This window comes from Cupriavidus sp. USMAHM13, assembly GCF_001854285.1.
In the GTDB taxonomy this organism is placed as follows: Bacteria; Pseudomonadota; Gammaproteobacteria; order Burkholderiales; family Burkholderiaceae; genus Cupriavidus; species Cupriavidus malaysiensis.
In genome coordinates, this window is record NZ_CP017751.1 from 4,007,871 (window position 1) to 4,034,122 (window position 26,252).

Annotated in this window: 20 protein-coding genes, 2 tRNA genes and 3 rRNA genes; 6 read left to right on the plus strand and 19 right to left on the minus strand. The window is 57.5% G+C overall.

Annotated elements, in window-relative coordinates; genetic code table 11:
- Nucleotides 1-17: 17 nt before the first annotated feature.
- The 9 genes from BKK81_RS17720 to BKK81_RS17760 form a co-directional block, all read right to left on the minus strand.
- A complete protein-coding gene (locus BKK81_RS17720) occupies nucleotides 18-938 on the minus strand; it encodes a DUF3047 domain-containing protein (protein WP_071015638.1) in 921 nt (306 codons plus the stop codon).
- Nucleotides 939-1,281: 343 nt separating this feature from the next.
- Nucleotides 1,282-1,395 (minus strand): 5S ribosomal RNA (rrf, locus tag BKK81_RS17725).
- Between the two features lie 122 nt (nucleotides 1,396-1,517).
- A 23S ribosomal RNA gene (locus BKK81_RS17730) occupies nucleotides 1,518-4,396 on the minus strand.
- A gap of 288 nt (nucleotides 4,397-4,684) precedes the next feature.
- Nucleotides 4,685-4,760: transfer RNA gene (locus BKK81_RS17735), tRNA-Ala, on the minus strand.
- A gap of 10 nt (nucleotides 4,761-4,770) precedes the next feature.
- A tRNA-Ile gene (locus BKK81_RS17740) sits at nucleotides 4,771-4,847 on the minus strand.
- Nucleotides 4,848-4,908: 61 nt separating this feature from the next.
- Nucleotides 4,909-6,440: ribosomal RNA gene (locus BKK81_RS17745) — 16S ribosomal RNA — on the minus strand.
- Together the 16S, 23S and 5S rRNA genes with 2 tRNA genes alongside form the textbook arrangement of a ribosomal RNA operon.
- A 580-nt stretch (nucleotides 6,441-7,020) precedes the next feature.
- Nucleotides 7,021-7,797 (minus strand): enoyl-CoA hydratase, encoded by a 777-nt coding sequence (locus tag BKK81_RS17750; RefSeq protein WP_071015640.1) that lies wholly within the window; start codon nucleotides 7,795-7,797, stop codon nucleotides 7,021-7,023.
- Between the two features lie 193 nt (nucleotides 7,798-7,990).
- Nucleotides 7,991-8,578 carry a TetR/AcrR family transcriptional regulator gene (locus tag BKK81_RS17755; protein ID WP_071015642.1) on the minus strand — a complete coding sequence of 196 codons (588 nt, stop codon included), beginning with the start codon at nucleotides 8,576-8,578 and terminating at the stop codon, nucleotides 7,991-7,993.
- A gap of 250 nt (nucleotides 8,579-8,828) precedes the next feature.
- The gene (locus BKK81_RS17760; RefSeq protein ID WP_071015644.1) at nucleotides 8,829-9,389 is read right to left on the minus strand and encodes a copper resistance protein CopQ; all 561 of its coding nucleotides are present in this window, start codon (nucleotides 9,387-9,389) and stop codon (nucleotides 8,829-8,831) included.
- 1,304 nt (nucleotides 9,390-10,693) lie between these two features.
- Between BKK81_RS17760 and BKK81_RS17765 the strand changes: the two genes are divergently transcribed.
- From BKK81_RS17765 to BKK81_RS17780, 5 genes are all read left to right on the plus strand, one after another.
- A complete protein-coding gene (locus BKK81_RS17765) occupies nucleotides 10,694-11,698 on the plus strand; it encodes an AAA family ATPase (protein WP_071015646.1) in 1,005 nt (334 codons plus the stop codon).
- Nucleotides 11,699-11,753: 55 nt separating this feature from the next.
- Nucleotides 11,754-14,060, plus strand: a complete 2,307-nt coding sequence (locus BKK81_RS17770; RefSeq protein ID WP_083384153.1) for a S8 family peptidase — start codon at nucleotides 11,754-11,756, stop codon at nucleotides 14,058-14,060.
- Between the two features lie 575 nt (nucleotides 14,061-14,635).
- Complete coding sequence (locus tag BKK81_RS17775; RefSeq protein WP_071015650.1) at nucleotides 14,636-14,863, plus strand: hypothetical protein; 228 nt, start codon at nucleotides 14,636-14,638, stop codon at nucleotides 14,861-14,863.
- Nucleotides 14,864-14,906: 43 nt separating this feature from the next.
- On the plus strand, nucleotides 14,907-15,188 hold the full coding sequence (locus BKK81_RS34375; RefSeq protein WP_197523933.1) for a helix-turn-helix domain-containing protein: 282 nt from the start codon (nucleotides 14,907-14,909) through the stop codon (nucleotides 15,186-15,188).
- Nucleotides 15,185-16,156 carry a reverse transcriptase family protein gene (locus BKK81_RS17780; protein ID WP_071015652.1) on the plus strand — a complete coding sequence of 324 codons (972 nt, stop codon included), beginning with the start codon at nucleotides 15,185-15,187 and terminating at the stop codon, nucleotides 16,154-16,156. The genes BKK81_RS34375 and BKK81_RS17780 overlap by 4 nt, the downstream gene beginning before the upstream one ends.
- 307 nt (nucleotides 16,157-16,463) lie before the next feature.
- Here BKK81_RS17780 and BKK81_RS17785 read toward each other — a convergent pair whose 3' ends face one another.
- Nucleotides 16,464-16,661 (minus strand): H-NS family nucleoid-associated regulatory protein, encoded by a 198-nt coding sequence (locus BKK81_RS17785; protein ID WP_231907941.1) that lies wholly within the window; start codon nucleotides 16,659-16,661, stop codon nucleotides 16,464-16,466.
- Nucleotides 16,662-17,166: 505 nt separating this feature from the next.
- On the opposite strand from BKK81_RS17785, the gene BKK81_RS17790 reads away from it, so the two are divergent.
- Entirely contained in the window at nucleotides 17,167-17,472 is a 306-nt protein-coding gene (locus BKK81_RS17790; protein ID WP_071015654.1) for a hypothetical protein, read from the plus strand.
- Between the two features lie 468 nt (nucleotides 17,473-17,940).
- On the opposite strand, the gene BKK81_RS35465 is transcribed toward BKK81_RS17790, so the two are convergent.
- The 9 genes from BKK81_RS35465 to BKK81_RS34400 all read right to left on the minus strand — a co-directional run bounded on the left by BKK81_RS35465 (nucleotide 17,941) and on the right by BKK81_RS34400 (nucleotide 26,167).
- Nucleotides 17,941-18,078, minus strand: coding sequence for a hypothetical protein (locus tag BKK81_RS35465; protein ID WP_156811316.1), 138 nt, complete (start codon nucleotides 18,076-18,078; stop codon nucleotides 17,941-17,943).
- Nucleotides 18,075-18,623 (minus strand): HAD domain-containing protein, encoded by a 549-nt coding sequence (locus BKK81_RS17795; RefSeq protein ID WP_071015655.1) that lies wholly within the window; start codon nucleotides 18,621-18,623, stop codon nucleotides 18,075-18,077. Before BKK81_RS17795 ends, BKK81_RS35465 begins: the two co-directional genes overlap by 4 nt.
- Before the next feature lie 48 nt (nucleotides 18,624-18,671).
- Entirely contained in the window at nucleotides 18,672-19,019 is a 348-nt protein-coding gene (locus BKK81_RS35470) for a hypothetical protein (RefSeq protein ID WP_156811318.1), read from the minus strand.
- A 359-nt stretch (nucleotides 19,020-19,378) separates the two neighbouring features.
- Complete coding sequence (locus tag BKK81_RS37030) at nucleotides 19,379-20,302, minus strand: TniQ family protein (protein ID WP_083384156.1); 924 nt, start codon at nucleotides 20,300-20,302, stop codon at nucleotides 19,379-19,381.
- Nucleotides 20,303-20,327: 25 nt separating this feature from the next.
- A complete protein-coding gene (locus BKK81_RS37035) occupies nucleotides 20,328-21,326 on the minus strand; it encodes a TniQ family protein (protein WP_083384157.1) in 999 nt (332 codons plus the stop codon).
- A gap of 6 nt (nucleotides 21,327-21,332) precedes the next feature.
- Nucleotides 21,333-22,433 carry a TniB family NTP-binding protein gene (locus tag BKK81_RS34390; RefSeq protein WP_083384158.1) on the minus strand — a complete coding sequence of 367 codons (1,101 nt, stop codon included), beginning with the start codon at nucleotides 22,431-22,433 and terminating at the stop codon, nucleotides 21,333-21,335.
- Nucleotides 22,430-24,454: a DDE-type integrase/transposase/recombinase gene (locus BKK81_RS34395; protein WP_083384159.1), complete on the minus strand. Its 2,025-nt coding sequence runs from the start codon at nucleotides 24,452-24,454 to the stop codon at nucleotides 22,430-22,432. Before BKK81_RS34395 ends, BKK81_RS34390 begins: the two co-directional genes overlap by 4 nt.
- A gap of 108 nt (nucleotides 24,455-24,562) precedes the next feature.
- Nucleotides 24,563-25,297, minus strand: a complete 735-nt coding sequence (locus BKK81_RS35475; protein ID WP_197523935.1) for a TnsA endonuclease N-terminal domain-containing protein — start codon at nucleotides 25,295-25,297, stop codon at nucleotides 24,563-24,565.
- A gap of 345 nt (nucleotides 25,298-25,642) precedes the next feature.
- Complete coding sequence (locus BKK81_RS34400; RefSeq protein WP_083384160.1) at nucleotides 25,643-26,167, minus strand: helix-turn-helix domain-containing protein; 525 nt, start codon at nucleotides 26,165-26,167, stop codon at nucleotides 25,643-25,645.
- Between the last annotated feature and the right edge of the window lie 85 nt (nucleotides 26,168-26,252).

Below are 26,252 nucleotides of genomic sequence, written 5' to 3' on the forward strand. Positions count from 1 at the left end.
CGCAAGCGGCAGCCGGCTCAATCCAGCAGGATGTCGCCATACCAGGACTCGGCTCGTGTCCTGGTGTTGTCCGTGTCGGTCATGATGCCGACCGCGATCACCCGCCCAGGCTCCTGGCCGAAGGCCTTGCGGTAATCGGCACGCAGGTCGCGCTCGTGGCAGCGCCACTCTCCCGTGTGGGCAAGCCCTGAATCGGCTACGATCATGCGCACACGGTCGGTATGCGGATTTGGCAGGATCGAGCCCGCCGGGCGACGGCCGGCCCAGATATACATCAGGGTCGCATACGGCATCTCGCGCCCGGTGGTCAGCCGCGCCATTTCATACATCAACTGGTCCTTCAACGACAGGTTGCCCTTGTCGCCATCGAACGCGACGAAGACGCGCAGCGGTGCATCCTCGCGAGAACCCAGCGTATTGTCGGCAGTGCGGATCACGTCGCGGGTGCGCCAGGCCCAGCGCAGCATGCCCGCGTCACGCGCGGTCAGCGGCACGTAGAGGCCGGACGCCGAGGCATCGGCCTGCGCGTGCATCACGACCTGGTCCCGTTGGGCAACGAGCCCGTAGCGAGTCGGTGTCTTGTTGCGATTGATGCGCCAGGGGTGCCAGCCGGACGGATAAGGCTGGCCCACGGGGGCAGTGGAGAACAGCGGAAGATCCGCGCGTGGAGCCGGCTCGGCCTCGCCAGATTCCTCATCGGCATCGGCGCCGGCCGCCCCTTCGTCCGCCGCGGCAGCCACCTGGGGCGACGCGGTCACCTTCTGCTGATGCTGCGCATGCGTCGCCACGCGCGTGGCAAACGTACTGCATTCCATCGGCGCTACCGAGACCATCCTGTCCGGATCCTGCGGCTGCATAGGGGCCATGCTGGAGCACCCGGTCAGTCCTGCTGCACTCACGATGCCACTCAGCGCCAGCAGGCACCACTTCGACTCCATCTCAACTCCCTGAACAAGCCTTGATGCACACGCGGCAGGTGCCGAGCGCCAGTCGCGTACGGCGCGCATGCGCCGGCCCCGATCCGGCAGCCAAGGTAGCAGAAGCCCGAAGGCGTCGGAATCCTCGCACACCCTGAGAAACGGACCGTGGAAGCGGATGCGGGTTCCTGATGCGATGCATGGATGAGTCAAAAACTACGTGCTCGCAACGAGTTGTCTACGGCGGGGCAGGGCCCGGTCAGGAAATCGGAAGATGGCGTAGTTGGCGACATGTGCGCCGCGAGCGCCGCAAAGACAAAACCCCTCGCAGCGTTTGCTGTCGAGGGGTTTTGCGGGAGGGAGAGCCTGGCGATGACCTACTTTCACACGGGTAGTCCGCACTATCATCGGCGCAAAGTCGTTTCACGGTCCTGTTCGGGATGGGAAGGGGTGGTTCCGACTCGCTATGGTCACCAGGCATAAGGGGTTGCTGCGCCGGGGTTGAGCCGTCGCAGCGAATAGGGATGTAGTCTTGGTTGTGAGGTATCGGCACCGTCCTGGGCACACGCGATACGTCAGCCAGTGAAACACACTGGTTATAGGATCAAGCCTTACGGGCAATTAGTACTGGTTAGCTTAACGCATTACTGCGCTTCCACACCCAGCCTATCAACGTCCTGGTCTCGAACGACCCTTCAAGGAGGTCAAGCCTCCAGGGAATCCTCATCTTCAGGCGAGTTTCCCGCTTAGATGCTTTCAGCGGTTATCTCTTCCGTACATAGCTACCCTGCGATGCCTCTGGCGAGACAACAGGTACACCAGCGGTACGTCCACTCCGGTCCTCTCGTACTAGGAGCAGCCCCCGTCAAGATTCCAACGCCCACGGCAGATAGGGACCAAACTGTCTCACGACGTTTTAAACCCAGCTCACGTACCTCTTTAAATGGCGAACAGCCATACCCTTGGGACCGGCTACAGCCCCAGGATGAGATGAGCCGACATCGAGGTGCCAAACACCGCCGTCGATATGAACTCTTGGGCGGTATCAGCCTGTTATCCCCAGAGTACCTTTTATCCGTTGAGCGATGGCCCTTCCATACAGAACCACCGGATCACTATGTCCTGCTTTCGCACCTGCTCGACTTGTCGGTCTCGCAGTTAAGCACGCTTTTGCCATTGCACTTTAGGTACGATGTCCGACCGTACCAAGCGTACCTTCGAACTCCTCCGTTACACTTTGGGAGGAGACCGCCCCAGTCAAACTGCCTACCATGCACTGTCCCCGACCCGGATTCACGGGCCAAGGTTAGAACCTCAAACAAACCAGGGTGGTATTTCAAGGACGGCTCCACCGGAACTAGCGTCCCGGTTTCAAAGCCTCCCACCTATCCTACACAGATCGGTTCAAAGTCCAATGCAAAGCTACAGTAAAGGTTCATGGGGTCTTTCCGTCTAGCCGCGGGGAGATTGCATCATCACAAACACTTCAACTTCGCTGAGTCTCGGGAGGAGACAGTGTGGCCATCGTTACGCCATTCGTGCAGGTCGGAACTTACCCGACAAGGAATTTCGCTACCTTAGGACCGTTATAGTTACGGCCGCCGTTTACCGGGACTTCAATCAAGAGCTTGCACCCCATCATTTAATCTTCCGGCACCGGGCAGGCGTCACACCCTATACGTCCACTTTCGTGTTTGCAGAGTGCTGTGTTTTTATTAAACAGTCGCAGCCACCAGTTTATTGCAACCCCTTCACCCTTCTGGCGCAGGCCAGTCAAGCTACCAGGGCGTACCTTATCCCGAAGTTACGGTACCAATTTGCCGAGTTCCTTCTCCCGAGTTCTCTCAAGCGCCTTAGAATACTCATCTCGCCCACCTGTGTCGGTTTGCGGTACGGTCTCGTATGACTGAAGCTTAGAGGCTTTTCTTGGAACCACTTCCGATTGCTTCGCGACACATGGTCGCTCGCCCCACAGCCTTGAATCCCGCGCCCGGATTTGCCTAAGCGCCTTCTCCACTGCAGGGACCGGGACTTCCAACACCCGGACAACCTTCCGCGATCCGTCCCCCCATCGCATCATACGACGGTGCAGGAATATTAACCTGCTTCCCATCAGCTACGCATCTCTGCCTCGCCTTAGGGGCCGACTCACCCTACGCCGATGAACGTTGCGTAGGAAACCTTGGGCTTACGGCGAGGGGGCCTTTCACCCCCTTTATCGCTACTCATGTCAGCATTCGCACTTCTGATACCTCCAGCATCCTTTACAAGACACCTTCACAGGCTTACAGAACGCTCTCCTACCACGCACTTGCGTGCGTCCGCAGCTTCGGTGACTGGCTTAGCCCCGTTACATCTTCCGCGCAGGACGACTCGATCAGTGAGCTATTACGCTTTCTTTAAAGGGTGGCTGCTTCTAAGCCAACCTCCTGACTGTTTTAGCCTTCCCACTTCGTTTCCCACTTAGCCAATCTTTGGGACCTTAGCTGGCGGTCTGGGTTGTTTCCCTCTTGACACCGGACGTTAGCACCCGATGTCTGTCTCCCGTGATTGCACTCTTCGGTATTCGGAGTTTGCTATGGCGGGGTAATCAGCAATAGACCCCCCAACCATGACAGTGCTCTACCCCCGAAGGTGAGACACGAGGCACTACCTAAATAGTTTTCGGAGAGAACCAGCTATTTCCAGATTTGTTTAGCCTTTCACCCCTATCCACAGCTCATCCCCTAGTTTTTCAACACTAGTGGGTTCGGTCCTCCAGTACGTGTTACCGCACCTTCAACCTGGCCATGGATAGATCATCTGGTTTCGGGTCTACACCCAGCGACTGAACGCCCTGTTCGGACTCGCTTTCGCTACGCCTGCCCTAATCGGTTAAGCTTGCCACTGAATGTAAGTCGCTGACCCATTATACAAAAGGTACGCCGTCACCCGTTTCCAGGCTCCGACTGTTTGTATGCATGCGGTTTCAGGATCTATTTCACTCCCCTCCCGGGGTTCTTTTCGCCTTTCCCTCACGGTACTGGTTCACTATCGGTCGATCACGAGTATTTAGCCTTGGAGGATGGTCCCCCCATCTTCAGACAGGATTTCACGTGTCCCGCCCTACTTGTCGTACACCTAGTTCCACAACGCTGTTTTCGCATACAGGGCTATCACCTGCTATGGCCGGGCTTTCCATCCCGTTCTGCTAACAATGCTGCTAAAGAGTACAAGGCTGTTCCCATTTCGTTCGCCACTACTCTGGGAATCTCGGTTGATTTCTGTTCCTGCAGCTACTTAGATGTTTCAGTTCGCCGCGTTCGCTTCCCTTGCCTATGTATTCAGCAAGGGATGACCCATACGGGCCGGGTTTCCCCATTCGGACATCTCCGGATCAAAGCTCGTTTGCCAGCTCCCCGAAGCTTTTCGCAGGCTACCGCGTCCTTCATCGCCTGTGATCGCCAAGGCATCCACCACATGCACTTGTTCGCTTGACCCTATAACGAGTGTGTCTCAAGCTCGCGCTTGAAACGCTTCATTACAGGTTGAGTTCTCGCATTTGTGCCGTATTCCAAGTCATCTTTCGATCACTTAAATACTTTGGTTGATACAATCACAACCCGGTATCGTGTTGGTTACTTCAGCCTCTCATCAAGGCTTCACGACACCTTTACTACATCCCATATTGTTAAAGAACAGCCGATGCTTTCACATCGCTTGGCCAACGCCAAATGCAAGCGCTCAACGCTAAGCGCTTGCATTTGGCTTGTCCAACCCAAGGTCGATGGTGGAGGATGACGGGATCGAACCGACGACCCCCTGCTTGCAAAGCAGGTGCTCTCCCAGCTGAGCTAATCCCCCTCGGATAACTTGGTGGGTCTGGTAGGACTTGAACCTACGACCCCCGCCTTATCAAGACGGTGCTCTAACCACCTGAGCTACAGACCCTTGGCTGTAACAGCAAACAGACCGATAAGTGTGAACGCTTCACTTGGGAAGCACGCTCTGGAAAGGAGGTGATCCAGCCGCACCTTCCGGTACGGCTACCTTGTTACGACTTCACCCCAGTCATGAACCCTGCCGTGGTAATCGCCCTCCTTGCGGTTAGGCTAACTACTTCTGGCAAAACCCACTCCCATGGTGTGACGGGCGGTGTGTACAAGACCCGGGAACGTATTCACCGCGGCATGCTGATCCGCGATTACTAGCGATTCCAGCTTCACGTAGTCGAGTTGCAGACTACGATCCGGACTACGATGCGTTTTCTGGGATTAGCTCCCCCTCGCGGGTTGGCAACCCTCTGTACGCACCATTGTATGACGTGTGAAGCCCTACCCATAAGGGCCATGAGGACTTGACGTCATCCCCACCTTCCTCCGGTTTGTCACCGGCAGTCTCTCTAGAGTGCCCTTTCGTAGCAACTAGAGACAAGGGTTGCGCTCGTTGCGGGACTTAACCCAACATCTCACGACACGAGCTGACGACAGCCATGCAGCACCTGTGTCCACTTTCCCTTTCGGGCACCTGATGCATCTCTGCTTCGTTAGTGGCATGTCAAGGGTAGGTAAGGTTTTTCGCGTTGCATCGAATTAATCCACATCATCCACCGCTTGTGCGGGTCCCCGTCAATTCCTTTGAGTTTTAATCTTGCGACCGTACTCCCCAGGCGGTCAACTTCACGCGTTAGCTTCGTTACTGAAGAAATGAATCCCCAACAACTAGTTGACATCGTTTAGGGCGTGGACTACCAGGGTATCTAATCCTGTTTGCTCCCCACGCTTTCGTGCATGAGCGTCAGTCACGTCCCAGGGGGCTGCCTTCGCCATCGGTATTCCTCCACATCTCTACGCATTTCACTGCTACACGTGGAATTCTACCCCCCTCTGACGCACTCTAGCCTTGCAGTCACAAGCGCCATTCCCAGGTTGAGCCCGGGGATTTCACGCCTGTCTTACAAAACCGCCTGCGCACGCTTTACGCCCAGTAATTCCGATTAACGCTCGCACCCTACGTATTACCGCGGCTGCTGGCACGTAGTTAGCCGGTGCTTATTCTTCCGGTACCGTCATCCCTCCGGGGTATTAGCCCAAAGGATTTCTTTCCGGACAAAAGTGCTTTACAACCCGAAGGCCTTCTTCACACACGCGGCATTGCTGGATCAGGGTTGCCCCCATTGTCCAAAATTCCCCACTGCTGCCTCCCGTAGGAGTCTGGGCCGTGTCTCAGTCCCAGTGTGGCTGATCGTCCTCTCAGACCAGCTACTGATCGTCGCCTTGGTGAGCCTTTACCTCACCAACTAGCTAATCAGACATCGGCCGCTCCTATTGCGCGAGGCCTTGCGGTCCCCCGCTTTCACCCTCAGGTCGTATGCGGTATTAGCTAATCTTTCGACTAGTTATCCCCCACAACAGGGCACGTTCCGATGTATTACTCACCCGTTCGCCACTCGCCGCCAGACCGAAGTCCGCGCTGCCGTTCGACTTGCATGTGTAAGGCATGCCGCCAGCGTTCAATCTGAGCCAGGATCAAACTCTTCAGTTCAATCTCTGTGTGGTTCCGCGCAGTTGCCTGCTGAAACCTCGCTCTTTCGAGCGGTCGCTCACTCTCAGAAAACTGACTGGCTCCGTCCGAAGACGAAACCAAACATGTTTACTGTGCGAGCACTGATAACTTGTAAGCTAGAAGACCGAGGTCTTCCGCTTCCCGCATCAAGCGCCCACACTTATCGGCTGTTTGTTTGTTAAAGAACTCACGCGATTTGCTTTGCTTACCGCGTCGCTGCGTTGTCAGCAGCAGAGAAACGAGATTATGAACAACTTTCTGCGTTTCGTCAACAGGTTCGAAGCATCTTTTTCGCTTCGGTCGGTCGCGCTTTGCAGCACCACCCACCATCCTGCCAACCCCGCAACCCGCGTCGCTGCTGGCTTTGCCGCTGCGCTTCGTGTTGCGAGGGGGCGAATAGTAGGCCGGATCCCGCAGCTTGGCAACACATTTGTCATGAAGTCATGGCAGCCCCTCTCGAGGAAACAGCCAAGCCATTGAATCCATTGAAAAATATTTCTCCGGCGAGGATTGGAAAGGAATACCCGAGTGATGATCTCGGGTATTCCCCTATCAAGTTTTAGCGATGCTTGAAGTTCGGGCTGCGCTTTTCCAGGAAGGCTGCCATACCTTCCTTCTGGTCTTCCGTGGCGAAAGTGGAGTGAAAGACGCGCCGCTCGAAATGCACGCCCTCGGCGAGGGTGGTTTCATAGGCGGTGTTGATCGACTCCTTGATCATCATGACCACCGGAAGCGAATAGCTGGCGATGGCCTCAGCAGCGCCGATCGCTTCGTCAAGCAGTTTGTCGGCAGCAACCACGCGCGACACCAGGCCGGCGCGCTCGGCCTCGGCCGCATCCATCATGCGGGCGCTCAGGCACAGGTCCATGGCCTTGGCCTTGGAAACGGCACGCGGCAGGCGCTGGGTGCCGCCCGCACCGGGCATGGTGCCGAGCTTGACTTCGGGTTGGCCGAACCGTGCGGTATCCGCCGCGATGATGATGTCGCACATCATCGCCAGCTCGCAGCCGCCGCCCAGCGCATAGCCGGCCACGGCCGCGATCACGGGCTTGCGGATGCGGCGGATGGTTTCCCAATTGCGCGTGATGTACTCGCCCTTGTACACATCCATATAGGTGTACTGGGCCATCATGCCGATATCGGCCCCCGCAGCAAAGGCGCGCTCACTACCGGTGATGACGATGCAGCCGACCCCTTCATCGGCATCGAAGGCGCTCAGCGCCGCGCCGAGCTCGTCCATCAGCGCATCGTTGAGCGCGTTGAGCGCCTTGGGCCGGTTCAGGGTGACCAGGCCTACGCGGCCACGCGTCTCGACCAGGATGTTTTCATACGACATGCCATCTCCTCTGGGATTGAATGATGCAGGAACCCGGCGCCACATCGAAGCAACGCTCGGGTGTTGCCCCGGCAGTCTGCCACTTCGAGAGCATTTTTCAAGATGCGTGCAGCATGCGGGCGAGTCCGGCAGGCATGCAAAAAGGCCGGTCGAGATCGACCGGCCCTTGGAAATGCGGCGCCACGCAGAGAAGTCAGGCGGCGCGCGCCATCGGCGCAGACACGTAGTCCATCAACAATTGACCGACCGCATCCAGGCGTTCAGCCGAGCCGAACAGGCGATTCGACACCAGCGCGTTCTGCAGCGCAGCGTAGATCACCTGGGCCAGTTCATGCGGCGCGGCCGGCAACGGCCGCGCATGTTCACGCACAGCCTGCTCCAGCATTTGCGCCAGCCTTTCCTCATGCAGGCGGAAGAAATCGCGCACCACCGCCTGGGTCGCCGGAGACAGGCTCAGGACCTCCGTCGACAGCATCCCGACCAGGCAGATCTGGTCACCATGGCAGGCGGCAGCCCGGAGATTCTGCAGGTAGGCGCGCGCCTGGTCCTGCGCGGTAGGCAGACGATCCAGCTCGCGCAGGCGCTCCATCACCCGTGCGCTGTATTCCGTGACCGCCTCCAGCACCAGGTCGTCCTTGGAGGGAAAGTAATAGTGGATGCTCGAGGTCTTGACCCCGACCAGTTCGGCCAGGTCTCGATAGCTGAAACCGTTCACGCCGCGGCGGCGGATCAGCACCAGCGTGTGCTCGAGCAGTTGTTCTCTTACAGATTGGGTTTTCATGGCGTGATCCTCCGCGTCGCGACGGCACTTCAGGCTGGTTGCTGCAACGCTCTGGCCAGATCCTCGCCTGCTCTCGCTCATGCCGGCAGCACTTGCGCTGCCAGGGTCACCAGCGAGCCGCTGGCCAGGCACAGGAACACCCAGCCGGCCAGGATCAGAACGCTATCCCGCAGTCTCATGATCGCTTCTCCACTCACCTGCTAACGCGGGGCGGCTCCGGTCACGGGCCGCCACCACCCCGCCATCCACATCAGGCCAGCGCGCCGTCGGTGTACGGGTCGAACTTACCGACCTTGGCACCATCCGTGTACGGGTCGAACTTGCGGGCCGGTTCCGACGACACGCCGCTGCGGTCCAGGCCTGCCACGATGCGGGCACCATCGGTGTACGGGTCGAACTTGCCGACCTTGGCACCATCCGTGTACGGGTCGAACTTGCGGGCCGGTTCCGACGACACGCCGCTGCGGTCCAGGCCCGCCACGATGCGGGCACCATCGGTGTACGGGTCGAACTTGCCGACCTTGGCACCATCCGTGTACGGATCGAACTTACGAGCCGGTTCCGACGACACGCCGCTGCGGTCCAGGCCCGCCACGATGCGGGCACCGTCGGTGTACGGGTCGAACTTGCCGACCTTGGCCCCGTCCGTGTAGACGCTGCGCGCGTCATTGCCGCGGAACACGTAGCCGTAGCGGTCGCCCGAGATGCCGCTGTCCTTCGGGCCCGAGGCGTAGGCCTGGCCGCCCAGCACGGCGGCAGCCAGCACGGCGGCGGTGATCAGGGTCTTGGTGAAGGTCTTGTTGGTGCTCATGATGCTCTCCTTGTCTAGCAAGAATCCACGCGATCGGGATCCGGTTGGTCTGCGGCGCGGCGCTTGGTGCCGGGCCGGTTAGGTATCCACTTGCATCTACTTGTAGATAGAGAACCGGTCCTGAAAAAACGGGGAAATCCCCGATGTCGCGCTGGATCCTCTTTTTCTTTCCTGCCGCCGGTGGCGGAGGGGAAGCAGCGATCCATGAACACATGGTATCTACTGATAGATAGATAGTCAAGGGGTTTTTTGCATTGCCGCAGCCAGGGACGTCCCGACGATCCCGCGCCCTCCCCGGGAGCCAGCCCCGCCCCCCCCTCCTGCCGGATATCGCAGCGCGGGTGAATCCCGCCCTGTCCGCATGCGTCACGCTCCTCATGTCGCGCGCCATTTGTCACGAGATAAGGAACACCAAGAAATCAAGCCCTTAAAGCGATTGGCTTCAGAGCCTTATGTGCACAAGGCGTCAATATCAATCAGAGTTACGGCAAATGACGCCACCGCCAACAAGAGGCACAAAACATCACTTTCAATGCATCGGTCGCTTCAGAGGAACTGGCTGATCCCCCCAACCTGCACACGTGCCGAACTGTGCAGGTGTCCCATCTCACAGTTGTTGGGCATCAGAAGCCCATTAAATCAATGCACTACGGCACCGTGTCTCAGACCAAATGAGCCAGATTCCCAAAGATGGTGGGTGGATGCGCCCACCTGTCTCACTGTTCATGGGTATCAGCAAGATGCCCCCCCCTACGAGATGACCTCTCGGATACTTCTCAGTCGGTTAGTCGACGGCCGTATCCGACCCTCCTGAGACATTCAGTGCGGTGAGCTAGAACGACCGGTCAGACCTGAGGAGCCGTCGTTCAGCCCAATGCAACGATGGCCGCGCCTCGATTGCGAGGTCACTTGCTCAATTGGGTCGGCTAACCGAAACCGACCAACGTCGGATACCACTTTCCCAGCACTCGCCCGCTGGGTCGACGCCCCTCGTCAGTAGAGGTTCTCGTACCCAGAACTTGTACCGGGAGTCTAGAACAAGCCATCGTAAGCGCCGCGACACTGGCTGGCAGCTTCCGCATTCCCGAGAATGACATCGGCGCGTCCTAGTCCGTCATTGGGAGTGGACGGGATCGCCCCATGCCGCGGGAAGTTTCGTGCGACCGCCGAGAAAGTTCGAAGTGCGAACGATTTATCGTTTCAGGAAAGGTGGTAAGGTATCGCGCCGCGGGCATTGGCGGGCCGGCCCAACGTTCATATACTGTATAAATATACATACCATCCGCAGTGCGGATCGACAAACCATGGCAAACGGAAAATTGTTGCGACAGCTTGTGCGAGCCGGGGTCGAAGGTGACCAGGACGCATTCCGTCGCGCCTCCGAAGCCGTCATTGCCGAGGAGCGGGGGAAACAGCACCACCTGCTGGCCAACGACCTGGAGAAGGTGTTGTACGGCCGTCCCGGTCCGACTGCCTCGCTCTCGGTTGTGCAATTCTCGAAGAGTGTGCCGGCCGACAAGGATCGCGGCGTAGATCTCATTACGGTAAGGCAGCCTACGCGCGAACTTGGGGATCTCGTCGTGTCGTCAGACATCCGCGAGGCACTTGACCAGATCCTGCTGGAACATAATCGGCAGGATGCTCTTCAGACTTACGGACTTGAGCCGGCGAGGAAGCTGCTGTTCTATGGTCCTCCAGGCTGCGGTAAGACGTTGGCGGCGGAAGTCGTCGCGATGGAGTTGAACCTACCCTTAGCGATTGTGCGGCTTGATGCGGTCATCTCGTCCTACCTGGGGGAGACAGCAGCGAACCTGCGCAAGGTGTTCGATTTCTTGGCCGCCCAACCGGTCGTGGCGCTTTTCGACGAGTTCGACGCCCTCGCCAAGGAGCGCTCCGATGGAGGCGAACATGGAGAATTGCGGCGCGTGGTCAATGCCGTGCTGCAAATGATCGATGAATACCGGGGCAAGAGCCTGTTGATCGCCGCCACCAACCATGATGGCCTGCTCGATTCGGCGATCTGGCGTCGTTTTGACGAGACAGTCAAATTCTCGCACCCTGACGTGGCACAGGTTCGTCGCCTGCTGCAGAGCAAATTGCGGGGAGTGCGGCGTAACTTTGAGCCTGCAGACACTGCGATTGTGTCGCGGTTCCGGCGGATGTCGCATGCTGACATCGAGCGCGTTCTGCGTCGTGCCATCAAGGACATGGTGTTGCAAGGGCGAGAGTTTCTCGAACTGGATCATCTGGAGCACGCGCTCAGTCGAGAGAATAGGCGTGTCAATACTGGTAAAAGTTGCGCAAAGTGAATTTTTTACGCATCCTAGCGCGGATCGGGCTTAATGGTCCGCCGCGGAGGTCTGCATGCCTTATGAGCATTTGCGCGTAATACGTGATGAGCCGGTAAATCGACGAAAAAAACCTCGGTTCCCGGGCTTCCCGAAGCCTGCAGACACGCGGCAGCATGGGCGGGCATTGCAGGCAAGTCTCGCCAGGGTTGTGGCGGCGACTGAGGAGCCCGAGCCCGGCTTCGACGAACGGCGGCTCCTCAGGATCAACGTGGTCGAAGGGTTTCGTCCGGAGGATTTAGAGGCGATTCCCGGCTTGACGGTGGTCAGCCAGGAAGGTCGCGACGTGGCGCTACTGTTCAGCTCCGAGGCGGCGCTGGCGCTCGTCGACCAGCGTCTTAGCACGCTAGCCAGGGATGGCACCGTGACGCGCGGGGATCTGTTGCTAGCCATTCGCGGGTTCGATTCCTGGCGCGCGGAGGATCGGATGGGAACCGCTTTGGTCCAACTGGGGCTTTCCGAGCCCCACGAGTCCATTGTCGACGTCGAATTGTGGCCGCTAGATTCGAGTCGCGAGCGAGTTGCCATGCTCGTTGCATTCGAGGCCTTCCTGACACTGCAACGGATGCCGATCCTGGATCGGCTGAATCAGCCGAGTTTGCTGATGTTCAAATTGCGCGTGTCGGCGCAGCAGCTTACTGCCTTGCTGAACTATCGAGATGTTCGGCTTGTCGATCTGCCGGCGCAGTTTGGTTTTGGCATAGATGTATTCCAGGTCGACGTCAACGAACTGCCCGCCGTGCAGCCTGTTCCGGAGGGCGCCCCGGGCATTTGCGTGCTGGATACGGGCCTCGCGGCAGCGCATCCCTTGCTCGGTCCTGCCGTTGGCGACACAGCCAACTTTGTCGAACGTGGGGAGGCTACCGTGGACACTGACGGGCATGGGACGCGGGTCGCGGGCCTTGCTCTCTATGGCAGCATAACGGAGTGCATGCGCGACGGATTTCAGCCGACGTTGCGCCTCTTTGCCGGCAAGGTATTCGGCAATGATGGCCGGGACCAAACGCGCTTTGTCGAAAAGGCGGTCGATGAGGCGGTGCGCTATTTCCACGAGACATACCGGTGCAAGGTCTTTTGCCTGGCGTATGGAGATCGAAACAAGATCTATGACGGCCGGCACATCCGAGGACTCGCCTATACGCTGGACCGGTTGTCTCGCGACCTAGACGTTCTTTTCGTTGTGCCGACAGGGAATCTGCTCGACCATGACCTTCCCGATGACGCGCTGGAAGACTATCCCGGCTATTTGATGCAGGCTGCCTATCGGTTGCTGGACCCTGCCACGGCGGTCAATGCCATTACCGTTGGGGGATTGGCTGAGTTCGAGCAGGACCATGACGCACAGCGCTATCCCGAGCGACTGGAAACCAGTCCGCTGGCACGTCGCAACCAGCCCAGTCCGTTCACGCGCGTCGGCCCGAGTATCGCGGGCGCCATCAAGCCGGAATTCGTCGCCTATGGGGGCAACATGGCTCACCATCATTTGCGACGCCGGCGGACGACCCAGCGGTTGGGGGTCATCTCCACGTCTAGCCGTTTTGCGGAAGGGCGACTCTTCGACGATGCGCCCGGAACGAGCTTTGCGGCCCCCCAGGTCGCTAACCTGGCGGCTACAGTACTACGATATTTGCCGCATGCCTCGGCCAACACCATCCGTGCGGTGCTCGGTGCGCACTCACGCATGCCTGGAGAGGCAGATACACTGCTGGGCGAGAACGACGCAGCCAAACTGGCGTTGTGTGGCTACGGGCGAATCGATTCGCGACATCTTTTCGAGTCCGCGGACGGCGCCGTCACGCTGCTCGGCGAAGACGCCATCGCAACGGATCACCATCACTTTTACGAACTGCTGCTGCCGGATGATTTCTGGCATGGGCGCAGACGGACACGGGAGGTTTCCGTGGCGCTCGCCTACTGCCCGGACGTCAAGACAACGCGCATCGGATATCGAGCCGTCAAACTGAGTTTCAATATGGTAGAAGCGGACAACCTTGAACAGGTGACCGGCTGGTTCAACAGTAACCGCGTCGAGGCGGCGCGCAAGCTTCAGGAAGCTTCTACGCGTGTCACCGTCACCGCTACCGCTCGATCCAAGGGAACGCTGCAGTGCGCCACGTGGACCTTCAAGGCGTCTGGGACACGACGCTTGTTCATTGTCGTCACGCGCAAGGATGAGATTTGGTACTTGCACCCCGAAGTACCCGAGCCTTACGCGCTCGCCGTGACGTTCCGGGACCTTGAGAACCTCGAGGCCAACCTCTATGTGCAGGTACGCCAACGTGTTCAACAGCGGGAGCAAGCCCGCATTCGCGCACGAGGCTAGCGTTCCCGCAGCCGCTGGCGAGGCCGACTTAGCGTGTTGCCGGCGGCGGGGGAGCCTCTGGCAGGCCGCCGGTCAAGCAAGCTCGCTTGCAACCCTCTACTGCGCGTCGCCCGAATCACGGACCATTCGTCACAGGTTCTGATCGGCCATCGATGCGGTGGGTGCTTGCCTCTCTTATTTTGCCCAATTGGCAAATTATTTGCCAATTTTCGGGCGCTGTGATCTAATGCTTTCAGGGCGAGCGTTCCGCTCGTGTGCTCTTTAAGGAATTCTCCAAATCGTCTGGGATCGGACCGTTTTTCGCTGGCGCAAGCCAGCGCTGGATGGACCAACATCTGGCTTACGTGTGGGACGGGGGACCGTGACCACGCGGCGAAGTGACGAACCTTCCGCGTCGCGCGACAGCGGGTAGCGACCTTGAGCTCTTCAGAGCGCCGGGTACGCACCGGTTGTCTGGGCATGCGAAAAGGGGCGGCTAAATCGTGTTTCTGTCGGTGGTGGGTCTTGAGGTGTTGAGCGACTCCTTTCCGGTCATTGCTTCTGGGCGGCGGGCATGTGCCTGAATGGGAGAACGTATGGAATCCTTTAAGAAACAGATCCAGGAACTCGACGAGCTCTTTGATCTGACCTGCAGTCAGCTCAACACCGAAGTGCGAGCAACCATGAAGGACAAGATCGCGCAGCTCAAAAGGCAGGCTGATCGAGCGGACGCTGCCAGCCGGCAGCAATTGGCGTCAGAAGCATTGCGGCTGATGGCCTCACTGCTCAGCGTGGTCACCAATGTGATGACGCTGTGGAAGTAAATGGATGCAATGCACACAAGGCCCACACTTTTGTATTGCTGTCATGAACATTGGAAAAGCTCTCAGGCTCTGTCGTTCAGCGAAGGATCTATCGCTGGAGACCCTTGCTGAGCGCGCAGGCATCTCCACGTCTTACCTGTCACGCTTGGAGAACGACAAGCGCGAACCGACGTTGGCACTAGTGAGCAAACTGGCCGAATCGCTCGAGGTGCCCCTGCCGGTCATCATCTTCCTCGCATCTGACGAGAATGAGCTCAGCAGGATGGACAAGGATATTGGCCAGCGGTTTGCCGAACTAGCACTCAATCTGATCCGTCAGAAATGAACGAGGCCAAGTATCTGCGACGGCGAGTGCGATCCATCGAAGCATTGCGGCACCCCCTGGGCATGGGCCCGCGCGACCTCCAACGACTGGCCCTGCGCGCTTCGAGCCTGTATTTCGTGGCGACGACCATGCCAAAGGCCGATGGAACGCTCCGTGTTCTGTACGATACGCGCAAGCCGCTGAAGTCAGTGCTCCAACGAATCAATGAACACTTCCTTCGCAAAGTCGTCTACCCCCCCTACTTGACGGGCGGCGTGCCGGGGAAGGACTATACGGACAGTGTCAAGATTCACGCCGGGGCTAAGACAGTCATCACGGAGGACATTTCCAAGTTCTATCCGAGTGTCGGCCTTGAGGTCGTGCGAAACATCTGGTCCGGCCTTTTCGGATTCTCGGATGAAGTGGCCGATCTGCTGGCAGCCCTGACCACGAGAGATGGTCACTTGGAGCAGGGCGCTCCCACCAGCGGTTACTTGGCGAACCTGGCTCTGTGGGACGTCGAACCCGCATTGATTAACAGGCTGACGGCCATGGGTGTGTCTCGATATTCGCGCCACGTCGACGACATCACTCTTTCCAGCCTGGAGCCTCTGGGGACCTCCCGGGTCGATTGGGTGGTCAGGACAGTGACCCGGACGCTGGCCAGCAAAGGGCTCCAGATCCATCCGGGCAAGCATCAGGTCATGGATGCCGGAGAGCAGATCAAAGTGCTCAAGCTTGTCGGCAACATCAAGGCATCGCTCACGCCCGAGGAACGTTCGCGAGTCCGGGCACTGGTTCACAACTACTGCAAGCGCGTCGAATCGGGGGATGGACTGGAAGAGTTGAGAGCCCTTCTGCCGAGCATTCGGGGCCAGGCTCATAAGGTCAAGCGGTTCCACCCGCGCGTTGGAGCGCGCCTGGTTGCTGAAGTCGAGCAAGCCGCGCAACAACTCCAGCACCGGATGGTGACCTGGATAAAATCCTGACGCCTGAGCATGGCAAACCGACACCACGTCTGGCGCCCATCGGCATCCCCAGTAAATCCGTCAGCGATGGCCTGCGGGTGTTTTATCGCTGAGGAGTGCATGGTGCAGCCACGTGCGTGGACGGTTCATGTCCGGACCGCCCTAATGCGCACGCCACCTCTATCCTGCTGCACCATGAAGATCTGCCTAGAGCGACCGAAGAATTCGCCGTTGACTGCTCACGAGCCAAAAGCGGTTGTCCGGGCGGCATGGCTCAATGTCGCGTCGTGGCCGGCAGGCGCCGGTCACCGCCACCGTATGATCCCCGTTATCCGAGCCGGAAATGCTCCATCGACTGCCCTGCGTTGACCGCCCGTTGCAACCAGTCGGGCAGCGCACCCTCCCCATCCCAGCTCTGTCCATCCGCACTCCGATAGCGGGCGGCCGACTTCGGCGCCCGCGCGGCGGGGCCTGGAAAGCAGCCGCCGGCAACCAGGTCATCGAACGTCAGCGAGAACTTCGCCATCTGGGTCCGAACCCACAGGATGGCATCTGCGCGCCGGCGCAACTGCTCAGTGAGACTAGCCGCGGCGAAGGGCGGTACCGAAGGATAGTGGGGCGAACTATGCATGTTGACATCTTGCCTTGGCGCGGCATCTATGTGCAAGACGACGTGCAACGTCAATCCGGCTGTCTACACGATCCGTGGACACCGCGTTCTGGCACCCACATCCGTATGGCCAAGGTCCAGGGTAAGCCGCTGCCCGGCAAAACGGCCGTCTGCGCAGTTGCCCGTCAACAGTTTGATCGCCTTTTACCCACTAACTTTGAGATTCTGACCCATTACTGTGAGACAAAGCACACTAACTGTGGGACGTGACAGCAGGACACTGTGAGGCTCGATCCACAGTGGTGGCAGGACGTCAGCGGACAGAGCCGCACGACGGCCTTTGCCCTGCAGGCGAACCGCGTGTCATGGCGCGTGCTGTGAGACTATCTGGAAAGCATGGCTTCAGGCCGGAGCACCGCGAATGACCGAATTCAAGAAGCGCAGCATCGCCCCCCTCGCGAAAGGACCGCGCTCAGGAGCGGCGCGCGAGGACACGACCACGTCGACCGCCAAGTTGGGCCGTCGGGTCGCGGCCAAAGGCGCCGAGCAGACCGCCGTGGCGGCAACACCGACAGCCAAGGCGTTGACCGTTAGCGGCAAAATGGTGCTGCACGCCAACCAGCTCAAGCCCTTCCGTGGCTTTACCCAGACACCCGAAGAAGGGCAACAACTGGCGCGCACTAGCTTCACCGACACCCCACTGCTGCGACGGATTGTCAAGAAGTAACGCCGCAGGTACCCCCGATCAAAGCGCCCGACGGTCGCACTGATCATGGCACGGCACAGCGGAAAAGTCGGCCCGTCGCCAGCACACAGTCGGCGCCGGTTTACGCAGAGGCACGCCGTCAAGTGATGGATCAAACGGCTGCAAGTTTTCGCCCGCACAAAGCAGAAGACCCGCCAAATGGCGGGTCTCAGTAAGGTAACAAGGCACCGAGCCTGTTTCCAATCAAGCGAAGTGCTGGATGGAATCCAAGATGTTTTTATATAGACGAGTCGTGTCAGCGTCACCTCGTTCGGTGCGGCTATTACGAAACTGTTTCAGGCACACGACACTTGCCTTCATGCGGGCCTCATTCTGAACCGCACAGACCGAGGAGGACTTTCCGGCTTTCTCTACGATCTTGCGTCAAAAGTTCCGAGTCAAATCTGGAAGGATGATGGCCATCTACCATCGATCGTTCACAACATACCCTCACAAGCTCATTGAGAGCACACAGATCGTTCGTAGAGGATGGGGGATCACCCCTCCCACATCCTCGTCAGCCAGCGCGATGCTGATCAGTTCGCAAGCAATAGAGTTGCTGAACTCGCAGTCGACGTAGAGCTTCATTGCAAACGATCCATACCAAGGTCAGGCTCGCCGCGATCCATAGCTTCCAAAAGTTGCCGCAGCAACTTTTGGGCGGCCAGATCAGAGAGGCCAGTGTCCCCATCTGTCGGAACAAGTCGATGCGCAACGCTTGGATCCCACCCCACGATGTTGTCGTCGATTGCAACCCAAGGATCCGTAGGTTTCTTCGTATGAATGTAGTTTGCGATCTGCTGATACCGCGTCAATTCGCTCCACCGATCAGGAACACTGTGCGAGCCTTCCTTGTGCTGTGCCATCTTTGAGTGCCAAGTGCCCCCAATGACTCGGCTTTGCAGCCATGGCGACAAAAATCCTTTTGCCTTCGAGAAGCCAAGCTCTCGGACCCAGGAAGTCGATAGCACAATCTTCACATCGCTGTATGGGCCCAGGATTCCCTCCAGAATCGGCATCCACATGAACAGCGCACCCTCGGCGCGAAGCTCAATATAGGAGCCCTTCCTGCGCTGCACATAGTAAGCAGCATCAGGATGAAGCACACCATCGTAGTCAAGGAACAGGATCATCTCAGTGCGAATAGCGCTCCAGCGCTTCCCTCGGTGGTTACATCGACGTTATAGCTCCTCTCGGCTATGAACCACTCCATACGGATCGGGGAAACTGTGCATCGTCCGTTTCAATGGCACCAATAGACTGAGCGCCGCGCCGACAAGCTGTGCCGGCCGAAGGATATCCTGTTCCAGGCCATGTATCGACGCCGCCGTGCGAAACCTGCTGCTGTCTTGGTCGGTTCTGCCCCAGTGATACTCGGTCAGTACCGCTTCGTAGTTACCGGCATTCACTGTGGGGTGGCCTGTGTTCGATATCGTCAACTCTCCTAGCACCAGTGTTCGCTCTTCATCGCCGTTCGGCACTAGCTCAATTGTTACCTTTAACATCTTGATACCCTCCAGTTCAAACATATGGCTTGCTCGCTAAGGCGTAGTGAGCAGATAGCTCAAGTCAGGAGTCTCTCCTATCCCATGCAATTCACACTATCGTGATCAGACATAGGATCTATTTCCGTCAAGGCGCAACGGACCGACAACACGACACCGTCTCCCAGTCATTGCATAGTCAGCCACCATTTCAGCATCGAGGCGCAGGACCGCCGAGCTAACCCTTCCGCCGCCATTGCCTTGACGGCCAACAAAGTATCCCTCCTTGCCGGGAATCTCTCGGAAAACCAACTCGAACAATATACTCTCCGGCAAATCAACGACCAGTGTCGTTTTGCGTAGCTCGATTTCTATCTTCATCGGACAAGACCAATTGACGGTCTCTAGATGCTGAATTCTCGCTGGCCATCGAACAGCTCGACGTCTCGAATCGCTTCCCATCTCCTGCCGAATATGATGTCGTAGCGAAGCCCCAGCATACGTGGCCTTATCGACTTTGTTACTTTTACCATAGGGTATAGGTAGCCATGCAACACCGGTAAGGAGTTTCTTGTGCGCAGATGCTCTGGACCAAAGGTCGAACTGACAATGCGACTTGCGATCGCTGAGTTCAGCGCTCGTGCAGTCTCCAAATCTCGGGCATCGATCTCCCTGCTTTGCTGTTCGCGAAGATCGGCATCGCACGTCATACACATCGTGATTGGCTTTGGTATAGATCGCCGATGGCTTTTCGTACCTGATAGCGATAGATCGATCAGCGCTCCGCAATGTGAGCATCGGTCTTTGAGCCAAACAGCGTGCTTCTCACAGTAGAGACTGAACTCAAAGCGCCATCCGTATCGGAAGTACGGCATCTCATCCTCCAGTAAGCAGTGGGGGCACCACCTGAACACTGGGTGAGCGCGATGAAACTGGAATGTGAGGAAGACATAGAGCTGGTTGTTTAGATGCGAATGCTCAGGGTAGCTAAGCGGTAAGACACGAGCCGGCTCGGTCTGCAGGAGTACCGCCAGCCGAGCCGACACCACATCTCTGTCCCACCCGAAATCAAGTGCCGAGCTAGGTCCGTCGTAGCCAATGGCCCGCACAAGGTCCGAGGGATGTACGCAGAAGCATCCGCTCGCACGATACAGCCAGCTACTAATCGATTCACCTAGATTCGGAACCGGCCCGCCATGCAGACGCGGCATTCTTCTCAGGTCTACTATTTCATACCCGTGACGGCGACGAAGGTGAACCAGGCTTCTTTGGCGCGTTCGTGTGGTATCCAGAGGGTCGCTTTCCGAAAGCGTATGCGAAAATTCCATTTTTCGGTCCCTCGACAGGTGCAGTTCAGTTGAGATCCAATTCAAGCTGCTTCGAGTACCCTCGAACAGCTCCGTCAAGCTTGAGGTTCCGAGTAATACGCCGGGCGCAGTAGTGAAACAGATCGAGCAATCCGAGTGGATCGGATTGCTCTGTCGCAGCGCTAGCTGAGTCCCGAACAACCCTCAACAATCGAGCCGCATCGAGCTTGGATGACGTTGCTCTACTAGAAGCTGCGTGTTCTAGTTGCGCCATGAACCCCTCCGGCCAGGAGTTAAGCAAACGTTCCACCCTCTCAGCGAGCCTCGCGCTTTCAAGCACCCCGAAGTGGGTGAGCCCCTGCCTGCACCTTAGATCCGCCGAGGGATCCAGAGGGACCAATGCAAGGAATTTGATGGTTCGGATGGATGCCGCGCGATCCGTACGCAACAGGCGCAACGTAGCGGCACTAAGGCAATCCAAGTTCGGAAGAGGACCGACATCTCCACTGGTTCCGACTAGCGCCGCCACTGTCCTTGACGCGGTGGGTGCCTGATGAGAAGGGACCCTACGGAAATCCGTGCCGCACAAACAGCTCGCAATCGAACGTCTTGACGCACCGATGGGTCGCCGACAGTTTGGGCAGGTATCCATCAACACAACGCCATGCCGGCGGCACGCCGGCACTAAACTCAGCTCCCACTCGTACCGAAGAATAGCGGCCTCAGCAAGGCAAGCTGGGCACAAAGAGCACCGCGTACGAGGCATGACTACCTGCTGATCGATCCAACTTCCGCTGAGACGAAGTTCGCCGCGTCTGGTGCGCCCGGCACGCCAATACCCGTCCAGGGAAGCCACCTCCAATGCTGCACTACGAAACTTCACGGCCAGAGATGCAGCGTCTCGAATTGGGAAGCTAGCCGTGTTCCCAAATACCTCTCTCGTGACAATCGAGGCAGGCACCCTGTTTGCTGCCGAACCACGGAGAATGTAGCTTCGAACGCTTTCCATGGGATGTGGCGGGACGGAAAAGAACAGTTGCTGCATCCTTGATCACCTCGCGCGTTTCATCAGCTCGGGCAGTGTTCTTGCCTTCGCTCCATTCGCCTTGGTAAGCGGCTCGATCCTGACCTCTGCAGAAGTGGGCAGTGGCACGAGCGCCAACTGCTCTACCGCTTGTTCCAGTATGGCCATCCCTACGGATTTCTTAGAAGCCACCAATGCGATTCGGATCATTTCACTGAGAAGATTCTTCAGTACACGAAAGTTCCCACCCGTCATTCTGTGCATGTGCGCAGCTATCGATGGCGAATATAGGTCGAAATCGAAGCGATACCCCAGTACCCCATCCACTGCCTGACTTAGCCCTTTAAGAACCCCCATCCACTCGTTGGAATTGTCGAACTGCGGCAGGGTAATGGCCCCGGGCCAGCGAGTTCCAAGTTGGCTATCGTTTCGAAACACCGCATCAAAACTTGGCAGGCCCGTCCACACTATCGCTACGCCGCTCAGGTCATACAGAATCTTGACGGTCTCCGCGACATTACCGGCGAGCCTCTCCCTGTTCCGTCGAGGCCCGGAAGCAGGGAATAGGTTCTGCGCTTCATCGACCAAGATGAGCAACACCCCGCAATGCCTAAGCGATTCAGCAACGCGCTCCTCGGGGGTGCGCCTGTCGCTACTTCTGTGAGGCAGGGTGTCACCGATTGCTTTCAATATCGCGCTAATGATCCAGGCTGGAGAGGGGGACTTCTCCAGCCGTATGTAGATGACCGGGCAGTGGAGCTGAAATCCATTGTCAACGGCCCGATACTTCTTGAGGATCCGATGCAGGATGAACGTCTTTCCCGTTCCGCCTTCTCCTGACAGACGAATACCACCGGGCAGCTTGGTGGTCTTCGCACGATCAATCAAACAGTCAATAGCCTTCATCGCCCGCGCGGCGGTCTGCGTTTCGATCCAGAGCCTCATGACGTCATCGACCTCGGATTTGGATGGACCATTTAAGCTTGCCAGTGCCACCGCGTTGTTCAGCCAATCTGGTTCACTGATCTCACTTCTCTGCGACGACTCGCCCCCAAAGAGACTCTGTGTAGCGAAATCGGAGGGAGTCTCACCAATGGTCAGGCGAGAATTGAGGATGGCTGTTGTCATTCCCGACTCCAGCTATAGCTCGGCACCGAATGCGCATCCTCCGAGTCCTGGGCATCCGGCGACGCTCCAGTGTGATTCGGAGCATCCTGCAAAGAATCTCCACTGGATAACAAAGGTACATTTGTGCAACTAAGGATCGTGGCTGCTTTTCCTTCGTAGACCGATGCGCTATTGATATCAGCCATACGAGCGAGGGTTGTGAGGTCGCGTATTCCCATGCGATCCAAATGCTGTATATCCTTCGAAACCGCCTCGCGCAGTTCATGATGCACTTCGATGAAGTCTGCGATCGCGTACCTTTCCGCGCTGCGCATACGTGCATATTTCTTGAGGAGCTTGTGCTGGAACAAGCTAAGTCCGTTCGCATAGTCGAGCCGAGTACACGGGATACGCACGTATGCCTTCTTTTCGGGGTGTATGAGGTGAACATGCCCGATGTCCTCGGGGGGTACGATGTAGTCCACCTTAAGACCTTTGCCGTGGGTATTGAACAACGTCTCGGTCTCGGCCGACGCGTACTGCAATGATTCGAAGGCTATCCCCCTCCTGGTCAGTGGAGCCGTTTTGTGGTGCCCGAATACAGCGTCCAGCTTATGTGTATCGGCTATCCCCACCCGGTCCACTGAATCGATTTCTGCATTCCAAATGTCAAGCGGTGAACGCAGCTTGCGCGAATGCGGCTGAACGTGGACATAGTCTGCGATCCACTTGTGCATCAAATAGATGAGCGTGCTGAACCGGACGACAGCTGTCTGCCTTGGGTCATACTCGCCGCGCTCCCAGAAATTGCGGAAGGTGCGCCCCGGGAGGTCGTCCAGAAGTGTTAGCTCCAGGGTACCGAAGAACCGTTCGATTGATCCTTTTGCCCATGGGTGCCGAGCGGGAGCGTACACATATCTCGCTCCCAGTTCGACCATGGCAATCCGCGCGCTCTCCGACAGAAGGTCTCCACCTCGGTCAACGCGATACGACGCGCAGCTTCCCCAGGTCGACCAAGGGTTTCGTATCCCTGGGAAGCACCCTCTGACGTCCGGGTGCGGTTGCAGTGAATTCTTGATCGCCCCGAAAAGACTCCGAAGACTTGGCGCGTTGAACGTTATGTAGAAGCCGAGCACTACCCCCGATCTCACATCTCGAACTACCGTTATCCATGGTCGGCCCAGTGGAACGAGCAATCGATCATCGATTACCATCAAATTAAGGATGGTATGATCAATCTCGGCACAGTCAAAGATCATTGAAGCGTTCGCGACGGACTTGATGTGTTTGAATTTTGCGCGCGCGGATTCCGCTCCGTATCTAGCCTCATGAACGTCGTAAGCTGGTCGATCCTTTATCCTTCGCTCGAACGTCCGCTTAGAGATGGGCCGTCGGGCAGGAGCCCCCCTTGTGAGCTCATTTGAGTTATGTACCTCTAGAGACTTTCGATAGCGGCCATACGCCGTCTTAATAGTCGGACGATGCAGTTTGCAGTAGCCCTCCGTGATCGCTTCTTGCACGAGCGCTTCGTGTACACCGTCCGTGGCATGCCGAGACCGCGCAACCGATTCCGGTGCCAAAGACACAGGCTCATCGCCGGCATCCTCGAACGTCTTCATCCAAGCCGAAATCGTCGACGTTCCAGGGACCTTGGCATCTCCAATGGTCCCGGCAATCCTTTTTGCAGCGTCCGCTATTTGAGTTAGCTTTCCGCGTGAGATTCCAAGCTCTCTTAGCCCGAAAATGTAGGCGAGCTTTCTGAGAACACTCCGCTGAACCTTCTTACTAAAATGAACCAAAGAGAGCGAAGCGTCTTTCGCTGGACCTCCGTCGAATCTCAGCTCCTTGTCCGTTGCGACTGCCTTCTTTACAGTGATGCTACCCGTTGCAACAGCCTCCCAGAAGTTCGCCTCTGTGATATCCAGCACCTGATCGTGGATGGGACTTCGAAAATAGAGCGTGGAGTCACATCTTGAAACGTATTCGAACAGGTCTCCGTCCTTCTGGATTAGAAGTCCCTTTCCAATGATGAATCGGTGCATAGCCACCCCTTCAGTGTTCTTTCAATGGAATTGATCGTCTCTCTGGGCATGGTTTCGAAACGTAGTGATTCCGACTCTGACACTACGCTCGCCCCACCGCTCCGTACATCAGCCAATATTTCCGAAGGGGTCACGTATCTTAATGATCGATCGCGGAGCCGTCGCACGGTATAGCCGTCGTTGATTTTTCGGCACACGACCCAGAGTGAGTTCCGCCAAAAGATCACCGAATTCACCCGCATTTAGCAACTCCGCAGTAGTGAGCAATCTAAACTCATAGCCGGGTAGCGACACATTACTTTCTGGCGTGATGTCTTTCGTCCAATCAAATGCCAGTCGCTTGTGCGCGAGCATGTTGAGGATGCAACCAATTGGTTGATCCAACGCCAGCATCAGGTCCATGATGCTCAAGCTCTCGTTCTTGAGAAGCCTGTGAGTCAGCTCCACGTAGGCGTCGTTTGCCTGCAAACGAAGGGGCCGCTGGAGTCGCAGAAGGTTTCTCGCCAGAGCCCCACCGCAACCCTTTAGTACATCATCGGTGATGAAACAGAGTCGACCACCGATCTGACGTACAGCATCAGCCCGCGCTGCGTGCTTCTCGATATCTTCCGGCCTCAGCAACGTGTGAAGCTCCTTGACCTCCACCAGTACTGCTTCACTGTCAGTCCGAAGATAGATATCCGGCGTGTACCGCCTTTTGTTTCCTTCGAACTCATAGCTCAATCGCATCGGCTGTGCGGCTATCAGCTGAACGTCGGCCGCCAGGGCAAACGCATGGAGTGCAAGCATTTCCAGGTGGGACTCGTCGATCGCGTGGTAGGGAGTTCGATCGCCGAAGCTCACGCCTCCGACTGTTCTTCCAGGGTGTAACTTCGAAATGGGCCGGACTGGCTCGACGGGATCCAGCAACTGCGTGCTGTGGAGCAAACCGTCATCCGATTTGTAAGTGACGTAGGGGAGACCCTGAGTCACCGGAAGCGGGGACTGTCGAATAGACATGTGTGGCACCTTTTGGGACGCAAGCGTCCACTCCGGACACCTGCGGCAACTCCGAAGAAAAAGGAGTCCCTTGACGCGAGCCACACAGAAAGACCATACTGAAGACTCCCTCAAGTCCTGCTCAGTAAGATCCGTCTTTCTGGGAAGGCACGCGGCGAGGTACTCGAAAGGGTGTCTCGCCGTTTCTGTTTACATCGGCATCTCCTGAAGCACTTTGTTATCTAGGGCAACCACTAGCGTGTCAACGATTTGCTGAGCGGTGCTGGGAAGTCGAGCCAAACGGCTGACGGTGCGAAGCCTGGCCTCCGGCCATTTGGCAATCTCTATGAGCAATGCCACTCGATCATCTGGAAGGTCATATACGTGTGTGAGAAGGCGGCTTCCCTTCCCGTCCTTCCGTACGAGTTGGAAAAGTAATTCCTTCAGGGATTCGACTTCCTCTTCCGGCAGTAATCCACAGAGGTCCTCATTGCAGCGTGTACAGAAGGCCGCGTGAATAATTCTCGCGCGCTCCGTCTTGGTTGCGCGAATAGCATCCAGAATTCGGTGGAGCGCGGCCAGGCCAGGCGGTGACCTCCGGCCATTCTCAAGCGCTGCGAGATAAGACCGATCCATACCACTCGCAGATGCGGCGTCTTTCTGCGTAACTCCCGAACGTCGGCGGGCAAAGTGGAGCATGTCTGCAAAGGAAGTTTGTGTGACAACGTCGTCCATTTCTCGATCCTTCCGACCCAATCCTCATACCCTAGTCGACACCGGACTACAGGGCAAGAAGAATACTTCTCCTTCTTTGGTTTCC